16 protein-coding genes are annotated in these 15,460 nt (G+C 63.7%); 11 read left to right on the top strand and 5 right to left on the bottom strand.

The window, feature by feature from the left end; all coding sequences use genetic code 11:
* The first annotated feature begins 175 nt into the window (after positions 1-175).
* Positions 176-661: an Hsp20 family protein gene (locus tag BBF93_RS18100; RefSeq protein ID WP_035597272.1), complete on the top strand. Its 486-nt coding sequence runs from the start codon at positions 176-178 to the stop codon at positions 659-661.
* Positions 662-712: 51 nt separating this feature from the next.
* On the opposite strand, the gene BBF93_RS18095 is transcribed toward BBF93_RS18100, so the two are convergent.
* Positions 713-1,738: a glutathione S-transferase family protein gene (locus BBF93_RS18095; RefSeq protein WP_035597269.1), complete on the bottom strand. Its 1,026-nt coding sequence runs from the start codon at positions 1,736-1,738 to the stop codon at positions 713-715.
* A 129-nt stretch (positions 1,739-1,867) separates the two neighbouring features.
* Between BBF93_RS18095 and BBF93_RS18090 the strand changes: the two genes are divergently transcribed.
* Positions 1,868-2,917 carry a glycosyltransferase gene (locus BBF93_RS18090; protein ID WP_114107145.1) on the top strand — a complete coding sequence of 350 codons (1,050 nt, stop codon included), beginning with the start codon at positions 1,868-1,870 and terminating at the stop codon, positions 2,915-2,917.
* Here the strand turns inward: BBF93_RS18090 and BBF93_RS18085 are convergent, their stop codons facing one another.
* From BBF93_RS18085 to BBF93_RS18075, 3 genes are all read right to left on the bottom strand, one after another.
* On the bottom strand, positions 2,918-3,367 hold the full coding sequence (locus BBF93_RS18085; protein ID WP_114106799.1) for a riboflavin biosynthesis protein RibD: 450 nt from the start codon (positions 3,365-3,367) through the stop codon (positions 2,918-2,920).
* Positions 3,364-4,077 carry a 2,3-diphosphoglycerate-dependent phosphoglycerate mutase gene (gene gpmA, locus BBF93_RS18080; RefSeq protein WP_035597260.1) on the bottom strand — a complete coding sequence of 238 codons (714 nt, stop codon included), beginning with the start codon at positions 4,075-4,077 and terminating at the stop codon, positions 3,364-3,366. Before gpmA ends, BBF93_RS18085 begins: the two co-directional genes overlap by 4 nt.
* A gap of 78 nt (positions 4,078-4,155) precedes the next feature.
* Positions 4,156-5,298, bottom strand: a complete 1,143-nt coding sequence (locus tag BBF93_RS18075; protein WP_162786627.1) for an AGE family epimerase/isomerase — start codon at positions 5,296-5,298, stop codon at positions 4,156-4,158.
* A 127-nt stretch (positions 5,299-5,425) separates the two neighbouring features.
* Here BBF93_RS18075 and BBF93_RS18070 point away from each other — a divergent pair, with 127 nt between their 5' ends.
* The 9 genes from BBF93_RS18070 (at position 5,426) to BBF93_RS18030 (ending at position 14,595) form a co-directional block, all read left to right on the top strand.
* Positions 5,426-6,004: a hypothetical protein gene (locus BBF93_RS18070; RefSeq protein ID WP_035597258.1), complete on the top strand. Its 579-nt coding sequence runs from the start codon at positions 5,426-5,428 to the stop codon at positions 6,002-6,004.
* A gap of 134 nt (positions 6,005-6,138) precedes the next feature.
* Positions 6,139-8,304, top strand: a complete 2,166-nt coding sequence (locus BBF93_RS18065; protein ID WP_114106797.1) for a prolyl oligopeptidase family protein — start codon at positions 6,139-6,141, stop codon at positions 8,302-8,304.
* Positions 8,305-8,421: 117 nt separating this feature from the next.
* Positions 8,422-9,018, top strand: a complete 597-nt coding sequence (locus BBF93_RS18060) for a GNAT family N-acetyltransferase (protein ID WP_162786626.1) — start codon at positions 8,422-8,424, stop codon at positions 9,016-9,018.
* Positions 9,019-9,193: 175 nt separating this feature from the next.
* Positions 9,194-10,678 (top strand): signal recognition particle protein, encoded by a 1,485-nt coding sequence (gene ffh / locus BBF93_RS18055; RefSeq protein ID WP_035597248.1) that lies wholly within the window; start codon positions 9,194-9,196, stop codon positions 10,676-10,678.
* A complete protein-coding gene (locus BBF93_RS18050; RefSeq protein WP_035597245.1) occupies positions 10,675-10,986 on the top strand; it encodes a chorismate mutase in 312 nt (103 codons plus the stop codon). The genes ffh and BBF93_RS18050 overlap by 4 nt, the downstream gene beginning before the upstream one ends.
* Positions 10,987-11,021: 35 nt before the next feature.
* Entirely contained in the window at positions 11,022-11,423 is a 402-nt protein-coding gene (gene rpsP / locus BBF93_RS19985; protein WP_199285909.1) for a 30S ribosomal protein S16, read from the top strand.
* Positions 11,424-11,581: 158 nt separating this feature from the next.
* Entirely contained in the window at positions 11,582-12,436 is an 855-nt protein-coding gene (locus tag BBF93_RS18040; RefSeq protein WP_051612469.1) for a beta/gamma crystallin-related protein, read from the top strand.
* Between the two features lie 9 nt (positions 12,437-12,445).
* The gene (gene rimM / locus BBF93_RS18035) at positions 12,446-12,988 is read left to right on the top strand and encodes a ribosome maturation factor RimM (RefSeq protein WP_051612468.1); all 543 of its coding nucleotides are present in this window, start codon (positions 12,446-12,448) and stop codon (positions 12,986-12,988) included.
* A gap of 89 nt (positions 12,989-13,077) precedes the next feature.
* On the top strand, positions 13,078-14,595 hold the full coding sequence (locus tag BBF93_RS18030) for a beta/gamma crystallin-related protein (RefSeq protein WP_114106795.1): 1,518 nt from the start codon (positions 13,078-13,080) through the stop codon (positions 14,593-14,595).
* Here BBF93_RS18030 and BBF93_RS18025 read toward each other — a convergent pair.
* The gene (locus BBF93_RS18025; protein ID WP_114106794.1) at positions 14,592-15,344 is read right to left on the bottom strand and encodes a glycosyltransferase family 2 protein; all 753 of its coding nucleotides are present in this window, start codon (positions 15,342-15,344) and stop codon (positions 14,592-14,594) included. The genes BBF93_RS18030 and BBF93_RS18025 overlap by 4 nt on opposite strands.
* Positions 15,345-15,460 lie beyond the last annotated feature (116 nt).

Below are 15,460 nucleotides of genomic sequence, written 5' to 3'. Positions count from 1 at the left end.
AAACGTCTCCATCCCAAGGGTCTTGATACACCTCCTACGCTACCCACATAGGGCTTGTCACGGTGCCGCAAAGCGGGCCGGGGCCGGAAGAGGTGCCAGCGCCATGTGAACGGGCTGGAGTTTCGCTTCCCCTCCGAAAAACTCCAACCACAGTTGCTTTTGAGAGGACTGTAAAATGAGCAATATCGATCTCACCCCCCTGTATCGCACCATGGTCGGCTTTGACCGTCTCGCTGGCATGATCGATCAGGCCTCCCGCCTCGACGGGACGCAGGGCTATCCCCCCTATAATATCGAGAAAGTCGACGAAAACGCCTTCGCCATCGAAATCGCCGTCGCCGGGTTTACCGAGGCTGACCTCGAAATCGAAACCAAGGAAGGCCTGCTTACGGTCGCCGGTAAGAAAGGCGAAACCGAAGACGGCAACGGCCGCAATTTCCTCCATCGCGGCATCGCCCAGCGCAGCTTCATCCGCCGCTTCCAGCTGGCCGATCACGTTCTCGTGACCGCCGCCAGCCTTGAGCATGGCGTGCTGCGCATCGACCTCATCCGCGAGATCCCGGAAGAGAAGAAAGCCCGCAAGATCGAAATCGGCACGGGCACCTCTGCCAAGGGTCCGAAACTGATCGGCAAGAAGTCCGCCACAGACAACGCAGCTTAAATCAGCTTACAGCGTTTGCCGTGAGGCGACGGAACGGAAGGCCCTCGCAGCTCAGGCTGCGGGGGTCTTTTCCTTTGTGCGCGGCTCGGCGAAGTAGCCGTCCGCTCCCGCTTCAGCCAGGAAGGCGGCAAGGCCTTCAGCCTCTTTCGCCCCGCGCACCCGGTCGCGCAGCTTCTGGAAAGAGCGCCCGGCATAATTCTGCGTCGCCTGTTCGAACACGCCGCCTTCCAGCGTCACCGAAAACCGCTTGGCCTGGCGTCCGGCGCTCGCCGCATTGGCATTCGCCCAGGGCAGATAGGCGCGGGCGACATCGCCCTCGAACAACGCCAGCAGCGTGGGCTTCAGTGCGTCCAGCTCGGCAAACGGCCCGCCTGCCTTGGGATCAGCCATATTCTCGCACCACGCTACCACGAAAGGCGCCCGGTCATTCAGCCAGGCGGCCGGGGTCGGGTCGGTCAGCATCTGCTGGAACTGCGCGGCCAGCGCGAAGTCCGCCGCCGATGGGCGCCCGCCGAGCAGGAACAGATGTTCCTTCAGATGGTCGTTAAGGCGCAGCGCAAAGTTGCGATAAGACGCCTCCAGCGCCGGGGCATTGTCTGCTTCTGCGCCCACAAGCGGCAGACGCGCCAGCATCCGCTCGGCAATCTGCTTGGCCGGGGTCTTGTACGCGCGGGGGCGTTTGCCGCCGTTCAGCTGCACCAGCACGCGAATGGAGGCCGCGTCCCGGTCAGGCATCTGGCCCCAGCGCTGCTGGAACATCGCCTTGTTCAGCCATTCGTCCGCATAGTCCTCAAGGATCAGCGAGATAAGGGCGAGCGTGGCATCTTCCGGCTGGATCGCGGGCTCTGGATGGGCCTTGTCGAGGATCGACAGGATCTGCGTGGAATCCTGGTTCACCTTGCCTTCGGGCGAAACCAGCAGCGGCACCGTCGGCGCCTTGGCCAGTTCGCGGAACTCGGCGTCATTGGCGCTGCAGCGGGCGACCCATTCGAAGTCGAGCCCCTTGTAACGCAACGCCGCGCGCACCTTGAAAGAGTAGGGCGACGTGTCAGCGCCAAAGAGTCTGTAGCCGGCCATCAGAAAAATCTCTCGGGAAACATGGGGTCTCTCTAGGCAGTTCACTTCCCGCTGCCAAGCATAGTTTGCCGCAAACGCTGTTCCCCGGTATGCGCTGTTGCAACAGGAATACGGTTCCGGGAGATGAAAATGCGGGTGATGCATGTCATGGCGGGCGCGGCTGAAGGCGGCGCAGAGAACATCATGCTGGAATCGGTGCTGGCCCTCGCTGAGGCCGGATACGCCCAGCATGTGGTGACGCGCCCGGACAATCAGTTCCGCATCGGCAAGTTCAAGGACGCTGGCATCAGCGTCGACACGGCAAGTTTCAACAATGCCTGGCCCTTTCCCACGCGCAGCGTGCTCCGCCGCGCGATCAAGGCATTCAAGCCGGATGTGATCGAATACTGGATGGGCCGCGCCGGCCAGTTTGCGCCCAAGGCTTACCGCAACCGGTCGGTTGCCTGGTATGGCGGCTATTACAAGCTCGCCCGCTTCACCAATTGCGAATGGCATGTGGGCCTCACCATCGATCTTCTGCGCCATATCCGCGAGCAGGGCGTGCCGGAAGACCGCTCTGCCATCATTCATACGTATGCTGATTTTACCGGATCAGCCCCGGCAGATCGCGCCGCCCTCAACACACCCGCCGATGCGCCCGTCGCGCTCGCCCTGGCGCGCCTGCATGAGAAGAAGGGCCTCGACACACTGCTGGACGCGACGGCGAAAGTGCCCGGTCTTTATGTCTGGATTGCGGGGGAGGGGCCGCTCGAGGCAGAACTCAAAGCGCATTGCACACGCCTTGGCCTCGATGACCGCGTCCGTTTCCTCGGCTGGCGGAATGATCGCGGCGCGCTGCTGGAAGCGTGCGATGTGGTGGCCTTTCCCTCCCGCTACGAACCTTTCGGCACGGTGACGGTCGATGCCTGGGCGGCTTCTCGTCCGCTCGTCGCTGCCGACGCGGCCGGTCCGGCCGCCTATGTGAAGGACGGGATGAACGGTCTTCTCATTCCGAAGAATGACGTCGATGCCCTTGCCAACGCGCTCACCCGCGTGATCACCGACAAGGCGCTCGCCGCAAAGCTGGTCGAAGGCGGGCGCGCCAGTTATGAGGCGCAGTTCAACAAGGCCGCCTTCCAGCGCGACTCGGCCGCCTTCTATGAGCGCGTCCGCGCCCATGCCGGGCCATTTGCCGGCTGATCAGTGGTCCTGAGACGCCGCGAAGAACCAGCGATAAAGCCGCGCTGCGGCGTGTTTTCCCAGGCCGGTTTCCACGCGCACGCCCGCTTCCCGCAGGATCACCAGCCCGTCCCGCGCAGTGGGGTGGGGGTCTTCGATGGCCACAACCACGCGCGCAATCCCGGCATCCACCAGCTTGCGCGAGCAGGAGGCTGCCCCGCTGGAGCGTTCGCGGCAGGGCTCCAGCGTCACATACGCTGTGCCGCCTTTGGCTTTTCCGGCGGCTTCCTCTAGCGCGATCTCTTCAGCGTGCGGCCGCCCGCCGGTGCCGGTAACCCCGGCGCCCACGATATGCCCGGCAGCATCCACCAATATGCAGCCCACGGACGGATTCTTTCCGGTCAGGCCCTGATTGAGGCGGGCAAGCTGAAAGGCCCGCCCCATCAGCCGCCGGTCGCGCCGTTTGCTCATGGCAGCGGTGGCAGCGGCTGGGCCCGGCTTTCGTCGAGATAGCGCACGGAAACCGGCTTGAGATTGGTGTCGAGTTCGATCAGCAGCGGGTTACCCGTGGGGATCTCAACGCCGGTGATCTGGTCGTCCGGCACCCGGAACAGGTGTTTCACCAGCGCGCGCAGCGAGTTGCCATGCGCAGCGATCAGCGTGTCCTTGCCGGCAATCAGCTCGGGCGCGATACGCTGTTCCCAATAGGGCAGCACGCGCTCCAGTGTCGTTTTCAGGCTTTCCGTGTTCGGAATGTCGATGCCTTTGTAACGCGGATCAGGCGTGAGGTCGTAGGTGCTGCCCACTTCCAGGGGCGGGGGGGGAATGTCATAGCTGCGGCGCCAGACGTGAACCTGTTCTTCGCCATGCTTGGCGGCGGTCTCGGCCTTGTCGAGCCCGGTGAGGCCGCCATAGTGGCGCTCATTGAGGTGCCAGTCCTTCTCGATCGGCAGCCAAACACGCTTCATTTCGGTCAGGGCGAGCCAGAGCGTGCGGATGGCGCGGGTCTGCACGCTGGTAAAGCCGGCGCGGAAATCGGCGTCGAGCGCCGCCAGCATCTGCCCGGCCTTGCGGGCTTCGGCTTCGCCTTTCTCCGTCAGGTCTGCGTCCCACCAGCCGGTGAAGCGGTTTTCAAGGTTCCAGGCAGACTGGCCGTGCCGGATCAGGACGAGCTTGGTCATGGCATTCCTCAATTTCTGGGCGGCCTGGCTCAAGGCTGCCGGGTTTGGCCGCTCTCTTTCCTGCAAATTGGCCGAATATCAAGCGCCCATCACGCGGATCAGCTCTGCAAAGGCGAGCACCACATGATAGCCGGTGGAGGCAGGCATGCTGGAAGAAAGGATGGCCCCGTCAGCGCCGAAATGGTCGATCCAGCCACCGTCTTCAGTGAGATATTCGTCCATTAGGATGTCAAAGCTGCGGCAGGCGGCCGCAGCGTAGCGTTCGTCCCGGTGTGCTTCCAGCATCGCAAGATGGGCTTTAAGCGCTTCGGTCTGCGGCCAGGTACGGCGTGATGCGTCTACCGGCGCGCCGCCGCGGGCGGCCGTCTGAATCGCCCGTCCCTCCACGTCCAGTGTCGTCAGCGCATACGCGTAAAGGCGCTCAGCAGATGCAGAGACCGCTTCTCCCCGCGCGCGGGCGTAGGCATGCAGCAGCCATACCCATTCGAACTGATGGCCGGGCTCCACAATCCGGCTGGCGTCCCCGGGCAGAGGCGACCAGTGCGGCGCGAAGAACTCTCCCAGCAGCCCCTGGTCCCCGGCGGTGAATTTCGTTTCGAACAGGCTGGCCAACTCATCGGCCCTGGCCAGATGGCCTCCGTCTGGCTGGAGTGTGTGCAGCGACAGGCACGCTTCCAGCAGGTGCATATGCGGGTTCTGCTGGCGCTGGGCAGGTGGGGGCAGGGCTTCGGCGTACCCGCCATTCACCCGGTCGCGCGCTTCCCGGTCCAGGTTCGCGAGGATGCCGTTGGCTGCGGCGAGTGCATGTTCTGCAGGTCCGGGGCCGCGCGCGGCTTCTGCCAGGGCGAACAACGTGAAGGCGGCATCGTAAAGATCAAAGGCCGGGTCGGTCAACTGGCCGGTGGTGTAGGAAAGCGCGCGCCCTGACAGTCCCTGCGCGTTGAGGGCCGGGCCAGCCAGCGTCGCCACGCCGGCATTCACCAGCCGGGCGGCCGTGTCGCGCTTCCAGCCCATCCGCCAGGCTTCGGCGAAAACATAGGTCTGCCGGGCCTGCACCCGCACGCGCGTGGTATCGACCGTCGCATCATCCAGCGATGTCGTCAGCGCCTCTGGGAAGAGGCCGGCTTCATTCACGCCATGATCCGCCCAAAGCGGGAAGCAGCTGTCAAACAGCCAGCTTCTGGCCTCACGGGCCCGCCTCTGAAGCGCCGATACCGACATAAGGTGTTGCCTTCCCCCCGGACTAACGCTGCAATTGGCTCGCCAATATCTGCGTCCACCTGCTAACAGGAGCCTGACAGATTGGCCAGCGCCTGACAGGCATTCGGCCCGTAATGCAGGAGCGCCGATGCGCGACAAGATTTTCTTTCCCCTCGCGGCCCTGCTGACCGTGTTGATGATCCTCCTGGCGATCCAGCCGGGCATTGGCCGTCTGCCCACGGGCGCTGTAACAGGGGATGGCGTGGACTATTCGCGCATCGTGATTGACGACACCTATCTCAACAAGATCGTGCAGGGCACCGATGCCAGCGCCCAGCTGATCCGGGACCGGGGCACCTATTTCCTCCATATCGAAGGCACAGCAGACGGGTTGGTTGCCGCCCCTGAACTCAACCCGCATTTCCGGATCGCAGCAGATGTCGAGATGCAGTTCGCCGGGCGGCGCATTCGCGTGACCGCCCGTGTCCGCCCCGCAGATGTCAGGGGCGCCAGCCAGGTCGAGATGAATTATTCGGCCGGCCGGTCGGGGGATTCCGGCTGGCAGACGCTGGATCTGGGGGAAGGCTTCACAGAGGTGAGCTTTGAATATGATGTGCCCCCGCTTCAGGGGGAGCAGGGGGTCGATTACATCGCCATCCGCCCGGCAATTCCGGAAGGGTCGCGCGCCATCGTTCTGGAGAGCATTGTGCTGGAGCGTCTGCCTTGAGCAGGTTTCGCCAGGCTGCGAAGCCGGTTGCACAGCTTTCTCCCCGCCGGTATCAAACCTCATGTTTTGAGAGGGATCGGGGGCATTCATATGCCTGGGCTGCCGGTCCATAGATTTCAGGAATAGGAGATTTCATGCGCACCGTTTTCGTGTCGCTGAGCGCCTTGCTTCTTGCCGCCTGTGCTTCGGGCACCCCATCGGAGACCAATTTGACCGCTGACACTCCCCCCGCCGCTGCACCCTTTGATGAAACCTCCCATCTCTGGCTGGAAGAGGTTGAGGGCGCAGAGGCGCTTGCCTGGGTGACCGCGCAGAATGAGCGGACGCTGGCCGAGCTTCAGGCCGATCCGCGCTATGCCGGGTTTGAGGCGGAGGCCCTTGAAGTCCTCAACTCGGCCGAGCGCATCCCCTATGGCAGCGTGCGCGATGGTTACGTCTATAATTTCTGGCAGGACGAAAAGAATGTCCGCGGCCTCTGGCGCCGCACGCCTCTGGCCAGCTACGCCACCGAAACCCCCGCCTGGGAAACGATTGTCGATTTCGACAAGCTGTCGGCCGATGAAGGCGCCAACTGGGTTTACAAGGGCGCCAACTGCCTGCGGCCGGCGCCGGGCGGAGAATGGCGCTGCCTGGTCTCGCTGTCAGATGGCGGCAAGGACGCGGTGATCAATCGCGAATTCAATCTGGCCACGAAGCAGTTCGTCGAGGGCGGCTTCGTCACCGCTGAAGCCAAGCAGGGCCTTGCCTGGGCCGGGCCTGATACGCTGCTGATCGCCACTGACTGGGGCGAAGGCACGCTGACGGAATCGGGCTATCCCTCCATCGTCAAGCGCTGGCAGCGCGGCACGCCGGTGGAAGAGGCGGTTGAACTTTTCCGCGGCAAGGAAACCGATGTCGGCGTCTGGCCGATGACGATGAAGCTGGAAGATGGCCGCGTCCTTCAGGGCGCGGTGCAGGCAGAAACCTTCTTTACCCAGAAGTATTTCTGGTTCCCGGAAGGGGAGACCGAGGGTGTCCGCTGGCCGCTGCCGCTGAAAGCCACGCCCAATGGCATCTATAAGGGCCAGTTCCTCTTCACCATTGAGCAGGACTGGACGCCTGAAGGCCAGGAAGCCTTCAAGGCCGGTGACCTTCTTTCTTTCGAACTTGGCGCTTTCCTCGAAACCCGCTCCCTGCCGCCGGTCACGCTTGCCTTCCGCCCGACGGAAGCCCAGGCGGTCAATGGCGTGGCCATCGCCAAGGGCGCGGCGCTTCTCTCCATCAGCGACAATGTCGTGGGCAAGGTGCTTCGCATCGAGCCGTCGGCTGGCGGATGGACCACATCGCCGGTGGAACTCCCCGGCACAGGTCAGGTCGGCATCGCGTTTGCTGATGAGGATGAAACCGCCGTCTTCCTCAACTATGAGGATTTCCTCACGCCCAGCTCGCTGCTGAACTATGATGTCGCCGCTGGCGCCGTCACGCCGCTCAAATCCCTCCCCGCCAAGTTTGATGCCACTGGCCTCAAGGTGGAGCAGTTCTTCGCCACCTCGAAAGACGGCACCCGCGTGCCCTATTTCATCGTCCACCGTGAAGACATGCCGCTTGATGGCACCACGCCGACCCTGCTCTATGGCTATGGTGGTTTCCAGGTGTCTATGACGCCGGGCTACAGCCCCGTCAGCGGCCGTCTCTGGCTGGAAGAGGGCGGGGCGTATGTCCTCGCCAATATCCGGGGCGGCGGCGAATTCGGCCCCAACTGGCACCAGGCGGGCCTCAAACAGAACCGTCAGCGCATCTATGACGACTTCATCGCCGTCGGCAAAGATCTCATTGAACGGAATATTACCAGCCCCGAACATCTCGGCATCATGGGGGGCTCCAATGGCGGCCTCTTGATGGGCGTGATGCTCAATCAGCGCCCGGATCTCTGGAACGCCGTGGTCGTGCAGGTGCCGCTGCTCGACATGCTGCGCTACCATCTTCTGCTGGCGGGCGCCTCCTGGGTGGATGAATACGGCTCTCCGGATGTGCCGGAGGAACGCGCCTTCCTCGAAACCATCTCGCCCTACCAGAATTTCGATGCGTCGAAGCCATATCCGGTGCCCTTCTTCGTCACCTCGACGAAGGACGACCGGGTCCATCCGGGCCATGCCCGCAAGATGGCCAAACGTTTCGAAGAGGCGGGCCTGCCTTTCCTCTATTTCGAAAACATGGATGGGGGCCACGCCGCTGCGGCAGACCAGACGGCCCGGGCCAAACGCTCGGCGCTGGAATACACCTATCTCTCCCGCCAGCTTTTCCCGAAAGCGGCGGAATAGCCGGGGCAGGCCGCAGGCTTCTGCGCGCAGATATGTGAGGACGGGCCGGTTCATTCCGGCCCGTTTCTTTTTGGCTTTCTTTTGCCGGTGAGGGCTACTTGTGGCATAATGCCTGTCATGAAGCTCGATGCACCCGGACTTGTGGTGGCAAACGTGCGCCTGGACCCTGTCACGCAGGCGCACCGGGAAATCCTTGCGGCGTCCGGCGCCATCGAAGCGATGTGGAACTGGATGCCGCTGATGGATACCGGCACCAGTTTCAACGCCTATTTCGACCAGACCCTGCAGGATGCCCGGGAAGGCCGGATGGTGCCCTTCGCCATCACGCGGACCACCGACGGCGCGTTTGCCGGTGTGGTTTCCTATATGAACATCGCCCGTCTCCACCGGCGCTTGCGCATCGGATACCGCTGGCAACCGCCCCAAATGCGTGGCGGCCTCGTCTCGGCGGCCACATCCCTTGCCCTGATGCAGCGGGCAAAGGATTGCCGCTTCCAGCGCATCGAATTCCTGGTGAATGTCGCCAATAAGGAGGCCATCGCAGCGGTTGAGCGCTTTGGCGCGGCCCGCGAAGGTACGCTGCGCCACTATATGCGCACCGCCAACGGCCTCTGGGCCGATGTGGCGGCTTTCTCCCTGATTGGCCCGGAAATAGACCGCACGATCGCCAGCCTCCGCCAGCATGTGGAGGCCCTGGAGGCTGCCGAAGCTTGACCTGTGGATTGCCGCGTGCTTTAGGCGCCCCAAATTCCGCGCAGTCCATAAGCGCGCCCTGACCGGCACATGTTCCTATATAGACGGAACGGGAGGCCAGCGGGGCCCCCCGCCCGGCGAAGTTTCGCTCAGCGGGGCTTTTGTCTATTGCGCGCAGAATGAGGAGTAACGCGGTATGTTCGACGCTCTAAGCGAACGCCTTGGCAGTATTTTCGACGGCCTGACGGGCCGTGGCGCGCTGTCCGACAAGGACGTCAGCGAAGCCCTGCGCGAAATCCGCGTTGCCCTGCTTGAGGCCGATGTGGCGCTGCCCGTCGTCAAGGAATTCGTTGAAAAGGTTAAAACCCGCGCCGTTGGCGAAGAGGTTATCCGCTCGGTGAAGCCGGGCCAGCAGGTCATCAAGATCGTTTATGACGCGCTGGTCGATATGCTCGGCGCCGATGAGGAAGAAAGCCACCTCCGCGTCGACACGCCCCCGGCCGTTGTGATGATGGCGGGCCTTCAGGGCTCGGGTAAAACCACCACCACCGGCAAGATCGCCAAGCGCCTGGCTGATCGCGGCAAGAAGAAAGTTCTCCTCGCCTCGCTCGACGTGCGCCGCCCGGCGGCCATGGAACAGCTGGCGATCCTGGCAAAGCAGGCGGGCGAAACCGTCAGCTCTCTGCCGATCATTGCCGGCCAACTTCCCGCTGACATTGCCCGCCGCGCCATGCAGGCGGCCAAGATCGGCGGCTATGATGTCCTGATCCTCGACACTGCCGGCCGCACCTCGATCGACGAGCAGATGATGGCCGAGGCGGCAGAGATTGCCGCCATTGCCAACCCGTCTGAAGTTCTCCTCGTGGCCGATGCTCTCACCGGCCAGGACGCGGTGGAAACCGCCCGCCGCTTTCATGAGCGCCTGCCGCTCACCGGCCTTGTCCTGACACGGATGGACGGCGATGGCCGGGGCGGCGCCGCGCTGTCGATGCGCGCAGTCACCGGCCTGCCGATCAAATTCCTCGGCGTTGGTGAAAAACTTGATGGGCTCGATGCCTTCGATGCCAAGCGCGTTGCGGGCCGTATCCTCGGCCAGGGCGATATTGTCAGCCTCGTCGAAAAAGCCGCCGAACATTACGACGCCGAGAAGGCCGAGCGTATGGCGGCCAAGCTCAAGAAGGGCGAGTTCGATCTTGAAGACCTCGCCGACCAGCTGCGCCAGATGCAGCGTATGGGCGGCCTCGGCGGCATCATGGGTATGATGCCCGGCGTGCGCAAAGCCAAGGAAGCGATGGCGAGCGCCAATGTCGATGACCGTATCCTGAAACGTCAGGAGGCGATCATTTATTCGATGACGCGCGAGGAGCGCCGCAAGCCGGCCATCCTCAATGCGTCCCGCCGCAAGCGCATCGCCGCTGGCGCCGGGGTCGAGGTGTCAGATGTCAACAAGCTGCTGAAGATGCACCTTCAGATGGCTACCATGATGAAGAAGATGCGCACCAAGGGCGGCATGAAAAACCTGCTCGGCATGGCGCAGCAGGCAGGGATTTCCCAGTCTGACCTCGCCAAGATGGGTGGCGGCGCGCTGCCCCCCGGCGGTCTTCCCGGCCTCAGCGGCAATGGCCTTCCGGGCCTGCCCGGTGGCCTCCCCGGTCTTCCTGGAGGGAACAAGAAGAAATGACCAATCCTGATCAGGCCCTTGCCCAGTTCCAGCTTGGCCAGCTGCGCGCGTCCATCGACAATCTGGACTCGATCCTCATCCACACGCTGGCAGAGCGCTTCAAGCTGACCCAGCAGGTCGGCAAGCTGAAGGCGCTGCACAATATGCCGCCTGCGGACAAATCCCGCGAGGCCCAGCAGATCGAGCGCCTGCGCCATCTGGCCAAGGAATCCGGGCTTGATCCGGCCTTTGCCGAAAAGTTCCTCAATTTCATCGTGGCGGAAGTCATCCGCCATCATGAGCAGATCCGCGGCCAAGAGGCCGAATAAGAAACCCCGAGAGACAAGACTTACAGGAGATCCCCATGTCACTCAAAATCCGGCTCGCCCGTGGCGGCTCGAAAAAACGCCCCTTCTATTCGATCGTCGTTGCCGACGCGCGCGCCCCGCGTGATGGCCGCTTCATCGAAAAGATCGGCACCTATGATCCGCGTATTGCCAAAGACTCCCCGGACCGCGTGAAGGTTGACGCTGAAAAAGCCGCCGACTGGATCAAGAAAGGCGCCCAGCCGACCGACCGCGTCGCCCGCTTCCTCTCCAAAGTCGAAGTTGACGGCAAGCCTGTGGCAACCTGGACGCACGGCAACAACCCGAAGAAAGCCGAGCCCGGCAAGAAAGCCCAGGAGCGCGCGAAAGAGCGCGCCGAGAAAGCAGCTGCCCGCGCCGCAGCTGCCGAGGCCCCGGCCGAAGAAGCAACCGAAAGCTAAGCTTCCGGCTTTTGCCATCTCCTGAAACGGCCGGCGTTCCTCTGGGGCGCCGGTCTTTTCTTTCGTGCTGATCTGAACGTTGGCCAACAGCGGCTGCACAGATCGTTCAGATCATCCATGCGAAGTCTAGACGCGAAGATCAAAAGGAGCCTGGCTTCATGTTCACGTCCGCCCTGTCCCGCCTGCTTCTGGCCGCCGGCCTTGCCGCTGCCGCCATCAGCCCCGTGGCCCTTGCGCAGCGTGGCGGCGGCGCCCCCTCCGGCCCGCCCGGCATCACGCTCTATTCGGATACGAACCTGCGCGGCGAAGCGGTGGAACTCACCGGCGACCAGCCGAATTTCAATACCATCCGCTTCAACGACAAGGCCCGCAGCATTGATGTGCGCGGCGGCGTCTGGATGGTCTGCGCCGATGGCAACTACAAAGGCCGCTGCGAATATATCGACCGCTCGGTGCGCAATCTCGGAGAGATCGGCCTTTCCGGCGCCATCTCCTCGGCCAAGCGCGTGCCCTATGACAAAGGCCCCCGCAGCTATGACATCGCCCTCTTCGCGGATGGCAATTATGGCGGCGCTTTTGTGGGCTTTGACGAGGGTGTGGCAGACCTCTCCCAATACCGCTTCAACGACACAGCCAGCTCCATCATGATCAACCGCGGCGACTGGCTGGTCTGCGAACATGCCGATTATCGCGGCCAGTGCGAATTGCTGGAGGCGTCTACCGGAAATCTTTCCTCGATCGGCCTCAACGACAAGATCACTTCTTTCCGCCGCTATGATGTGCGCCGCGAAGGCCCGTGGCGCCGCCCCATCCCGCCGGTCACCGGCCCGGTGCAGGATACGCGCGGCGGTTTCCAGGGGGAGCAGACCGTGTTTTTCCCCACGCCGACCACCAATGGCCGCCGCATCAATGACGGCTCAGGCGCTGCCACCCGCTTCTGCCAGAGCATGGGGTTTTATGAAGCGGTCTATAAAGCACCTGGCCCCGTTCTCTCCGACGTGGTTTGCCGCTAACAAGCGCGCATGAGCGCAAAAGCAAAGACTGACAGACTTATTCCCATGGGCGTCCTGAAGGGCGCCCATGGTGTTCGTGGCGAGGTGCGGGTGAAAAGCTTCACCGCTGACCCGGACGCCCTCTTCACCTATGGCCCCCTGATGGACGAGGCCGGCAAGGTACTGGTGACCCCGCTATCGGCCCGGCCGGGCAAGGACCATTTCATCGTCCGCCCGAAGGAAAACCTTCAGAAGGAAGAATGGGACGCGCTGCGCGGCTGCCTCGTTCATGTCTCCCGCGACCGTCTGCCGGAAGCCGATGAAGACGAATTCTACTTCGAAGACCTGATCGGCATGTCCGTCTATACTGTTGGCGATACGCCGGAAGGCCGCGTCCGCGCCGTTCAGAATTTCGGCTCCGATGACCTCCTCGAAATCGAGATCCCCGGCGCCCAGGCCACCGTCTATGTGCCGTTCACCCGCGCCGATGTGCCGGTGATCGACATGGCCGCCCGCCGCATCGTCATCCCCGAACTCGCTCTCTGGGCGAACCCCGATGACGACGAGGCCTGACATACCGGCTGCATAAAAATTGCAGTTTGTTGCGGTCCATTCAGGTGGCCCGTGTCATTCTGAGGGCGTAATGGACGAAAGGAGCCCTCATGCGGGTCTCGATCCGGTATTTCGCGCTTGTCCTCTCGCTTCCGGCGGCGGCTGCCCTCCCGGCGCTCGCGCAGGATGGCTATTATGATGACTACCAGCCCCCGGCAGCCATCGCGCTGTTCTCCTCGCAAAATTTCCAGGGAGATGTGCGCGAAGCTTTCGACCCCTTCGGCTCTCTGCACGACCTGGCCTTCAACGACCGCCCTCGCTCGGTCGCGGTTCTGGCCGGCCAGTGGGAACTCTGTGAGCATGCGGACTTCACCGGCCGCTGCGTATTCATCCGCGAAGATGTGCCCGATCTCGGCTGGTTTGATCTCAACGGCCGCGTCTCCTCCATCCGTCCGATCTTCGAATATACCGAGGCCCAGCATGGCTTGATGTTCACGCGCGACAATAACGGCTACATCCGCTACGCGCACAACCAGTCCTATGGCTACGACACCTGGAATTACGGCTATTCCAGCACCGTCCGCGTCAGTGTTCAGCATTATGGCTATTCGCCCGATTATTGGCGCTTTGGTTATTACGATCCGCGTTGGGGGTACGATCCCTACGGCTTTGCCTGGCGCCCTGTCGGCGGTCCGCGCTATGTCTCCTACACCTACCGCGTTCATCCGCGCCCGGTCATTATCAACACCTATTGGAAAACCCATTGGGGCAAGAGCCACAAACACTGGGACCGCAGAGGCCACCGGGAAGACTGGCGCCGCAAGCCGGATTGGCGGGGAGACCCCGGACGGGGACCAGGCCGCGATAGCGGCTGGACCGGAGGTGGCCGTGGCCCCGGCAGTGATCGCGGCGACGGGCGCGGGCGCGACGGATGGCGGAGCGATGGCTCACGCCCCGATGGGCCGCGTACGGACGGGTCTCGTAGAGATGGCCCCCGTGCAGAAACTCCCAGGACGGATGGTCCGCGGACGGGAGGCGGGCGTCCCCCGCGCGCCGATACCAGTGCAATTCCGACAGATCCCCGTCGCGGCGATCGGGGCAGAAGCGGCAGCTGGAGCGGCGGCGCCCGCGATGGCGGCGCTGCCATCGTAACACCGCCCCGCGATGATAGAGGCCCGCGCGCCGATAGCCGTGGTCGCGGAGACGGAAGAGGCGATTGGAGTGGCAACCGTGACGCCGGATCGGTAACGCCGTCCTCACCCCCGGTGGTCAGCCCTTCGGCCCCGTCGGGCCGTCCGGACCGAGGCGGCGGGCGCGGTGAAGGCCGCAGGCCCGGCGGTGATGGCGCGCTTCTGGGTGCGCCCGGAGGCGGCGGAACACGCCCGGCTGCCGATACACCGCGCCGTGGCGGCGGCGGAGGTGATGGCGGGTGGCGGGGAGACAGTGGCCGCCGCGGTGGCAGCGCTGCGCCCACCCCCGCGCCGTCAGTCTCATCGCCTCCCGCACCTCCGCCAACAGCGGTATCTCGGCCAGCGCCGCCCCCGCGCGTCGAACGGGGCGGCCGTGGCGGAGAAGGCCGCGGCGGCGGTATCTCCAGAGGCGACGGCCCGCGCCGCGACCGGGACTAACCGTTCGCGCGCGGATCATTCCACTCGGCGGCAATGCCATATCCGCCGCGCCGGATCAGCCAGAACATGCCGATCAGGTCGAATATGCCCGCGCCCAGGCGGCCTAGGAATCCGTATTTGGATTGCCCGGCCAAGCGCGGGCGATCATTCACCAGCTCCTCGCGCACCTCCCATCCGGCCCGCTTGATCAGGGCCGGGAGGAAACGGTGCATCGAGGCAAAGAAGGGCAGGTCTCTGAACGCCGAAGTGCGGATCAGTTTCCAGCCGCAGCCGGTATCCTTGGCATCATCCTGAAGCACAAACCGGCGCACGCCATTGGCGATGCGCGACTGTACCCATTTGAAGCCTGAATCGTTGCGGCTGTTGCGTTTGCCGGCAATGATGCCCAGGCGTGGCGGCGCGCCCGGCGCAATGATCTCCTGCCACAGCCGGGCTGTGTCGGCCGGGTCGTTTTGCCCATCCCCGTCCAGCAGCTGCACCCATTGTCCGCGCGCTGATTTGAGGCCGGTGAACAGCGCGGCGGATTTGCCCCGGCGCTGCACATGGGTCAGCACGGTCACCGTTTCCGGATGGCGCGCCCTGGCTTCGGCCAGCTCCGCCCCGGTCGCGTCGGCTGAGCAATCATTGACGCAGACAATCTCGAAATCGATGCCGGCAAGGGCTGAATGCACCTCATCGATCACCGGATGGATGTTGCCGGCTTCATTGAAGAAGGGGATGAGGACGGTAAGCTGAGGCGCTGTGCTCATGGGTCAGCCTTGTGGAGGTCTCGCCTCATAACCGCAAATCGGGGCGCCTGCCACCCATGCTGCGCGGGCAGGCCGCCGGGCCAGCCAGTCGTTGCGCCTGCCGCCAATCCCTCTAA

Origin of the sequence: Hyphomonas sp. CACIAM 19H1 (assembly GCF_003325995.1) — a bacterium.
Classification (GTDB): domain Bacteria; phylum Pseudomonadota; class Alphaproteobacteria; order Caulobacterales; family Hyphomonadaceae; genus Hyphomonas; species Hyphomonas polymorpha.
Note: the sequence above shows the minus strand (reverse complement) of the source record. Positions and strands in the feature narration are given on the sequence as shown.

Coding starts and splice junctions, on each gene's coding strand:
- BBF93_RS18100 (WP_035597272.1), top strand. CDS start 176: ATGAGCAATATCGATCTCACCCCCCTGTATCGCACCATGGTCGGCTTT.
- BBF93_RS18085 (WP_114106799.1), bottom strand. CDS start 3,367: ATGAGCAAACGGCGCGACCGGCGGCTGATGGGGCGGGCCTTTCAGCTT.
- BBF93_RS18075 (WP_162786627.1), bottom strand. CDS start 5,298: ATGTCGGTATCGGCGCTTCAGAGGCGGGCCCGTGAGGCCAGAAGCTGG.
- BBF93_RS18070 (WP_035597258.1), top strand. CDS start 5,426: ATGCGCGACAAGATTTTCTTTCCCCTCGCGGCCCTGCTGACCGTGTTG.
- BBF93_RS18025 (WP_114106794.1), bottom strand. CDS start 15,344: ATGAGCACAGCGCCTCAGCTTACCGTCCTCATCCCCTTCTTCAATGAA.
- BBF93_RS18060 (WP_162786626.1), top strand. CDS start 8,422: ATGAAGCTCGATGCACCCGGACTTGTGGTGGCAAACGTGCGCCTGGAC.
- ffh (WP_035597248.1), top strand. CDS start 9,194: ATGTTCGACGCTCTAAGCGAACGCCTTGGCAGTATTTTCGACGGCCTG.
- BBF93_RS18065 (WP_114106797.1), top strand. CDS start 6,139: ATGCGCACCGTTTTCGTGTCGCTGAGCGCCTTGCTTCTTGCCGCCTGT.
- BBF93_RS18090 (WP_114107145.1), top strand. CDS start 1,868: ATGCGGGTGATGCATGTCATGGCGGGCGCGGCTGAAGGCGGCGCAGAG.
- rpsP (WP_199285909.1), top strand. CDS start 11,022: ATGTCACTCAAAATCCGGCTCGCCCGTGGCGGCTCGAAAAAACGCCCC.
- BBF93_RS18095 (WP_035597269.1), bottom strand. CDS start 1,738: ATGGCCGGCTACAGACTCTTTGGCGCTGACACGTCGCCCTACTCTTTC.
- BBF93_RS18040 (WP_051612469.1), top strand. CDS start 11,582: ATGTTCACGTCCGCCCTGTCCCGCCTGCTTCTGGCCGCCGGCCTTGCC.
- gpmA (WP_035597260.1), bottom strand. CDS start 4,077: ATGACCAAGCTCGTCCTGATCCGGCACGGCCAGTCTGCCTGGAACCTT.
- BBF93_RS18030 (WP_114106795.1), top strand. CDS start 13,078: ATGCGGGTCTCGATCCGGTATTTCGCGCTTGTCCTCTCGCTTCCGGCG.
- rimM (WP_051612468.1), top strand. CDS start 12,446: ATGAGCGCAAAAGCAAAGACTGACAGACTTATTCCCATGGGCGTCCTG.
- BBF93_RS18050 (WP_035597245.1), top strand. CDS start 10,675: ATGACCAATCCTGATCAGGCCCTTGCCCAGTTCCAGCTTGGCCAGCTG.